Below are 920 nucleotides of genomic sequence, written 5' to 3'. Positions count from 1 at the left end.
TAGACCTCTTGCAAAAGTAGTTTCAAGACTCAAAGACTATAACTGAACCCTAAATATTTAAAAGATATGCCAAATATAGCCAAACTACTTGAACAGAGCGATGCAGGTTTTAAACGTTATACTGGCATCCACAAAGCCACTTTTGAGAAAATGCTAGAAGCCATGCAAGAGCATGAAGCTTCCAAGAGCAAATCAGGTCGTCCAAGTGAACTTAGCTTAGAGGCGCAGATTTTACTCGCACTGACCTATTGGCGTGAATACCGAACCCTTTATCATATTGGTGTGGACTTCAACGTTCATGAGTCCTCTGCCAGTCGCATTGTCAGAAGAGTAGAAGACATCCTTATCCACTCAGGCAGATTTGATTTGCCACGAAAACTACCACACGGTAAGCCTGAGGATATCAATTGGTCAGCAGTCATCATTGATGCCACCGAAACGCCCATTGAACGGCCAAAAAAAACCAAAAACAGTACTACAGTGGAAAAAAGAAACAACATACCTTAAAAGCGCAAGTCATCGTACATTGGCAAACAGGACTGATATTGGATGTGCAAACCTGCAACGGTTCAGTACATGACTTTAGTCTTTATAAACAAACTTGTCCTGATTGGCTGCCTAAAAACACCAGCTATCTAGCAGACAGCGGTTATCAAGGTATAGCCAAGCTACACGATCAGACCTTTATCCCCTTTAAGAAACCAAAAGGCGGTGAGTTGCTAGCGCTTTGCAAACAGGCCAATCAATATTTGGCAAAATGTCGTATTCTGGTTGAGCATAAAATAGGGCTGATTAAGCTATTCAAAATTGTGGCTGAACGCTACCGTAATCGACGTCAACGTTATGATTTAAGAATGAAGCTGTTCGCAGGACTGGTAAATCTTGAGCTTAATATCTGACTTTTGCAAGAGGTCTAATAT

At 41.4% G+C, this 920-nt stretch carries 2 protein-coding genes; both read left to right on the top strand.

All coding sequences use genetic code 11. The features are described 5' to 3' along the window. Positions 1 to 66 precede the first annotated feature (66 nt). A complete protein-coding gene (locus JFC10_RS14785; RefSeq protein WP_198333488.1) occupies positions 67 to 507 on the top strand; it encodes a transposase family protein in 441 nt (146 codons plus the stop codon). 11 nt (positions 508 to 518) lie between these two features. Next, positions 519 to 899, top strand: a complete 381-nt coding sequence (locus JFC10_RS14780; RefSeq protein WP_238069273.1) for a transposase family protein — start codon at positions 519 to 521, stop codon at positions 897 to 899. The last annotated feature ends 21 nt before the right edge of the window (positions 900 to 920 follow it).

Source organism: Psychrobacter aquimaris, assembly GCF_016107525.1.
Lineage (GTDB): Bacteria > Pseudomonadota > Gammaproteobacteria > Pseudomonadales > Moraxellaceae > Psychrobacter > Psychrobacter aquimaris.
This window is presented reverse-complemented; position numbering and strand designations above follow the sequence as displayed.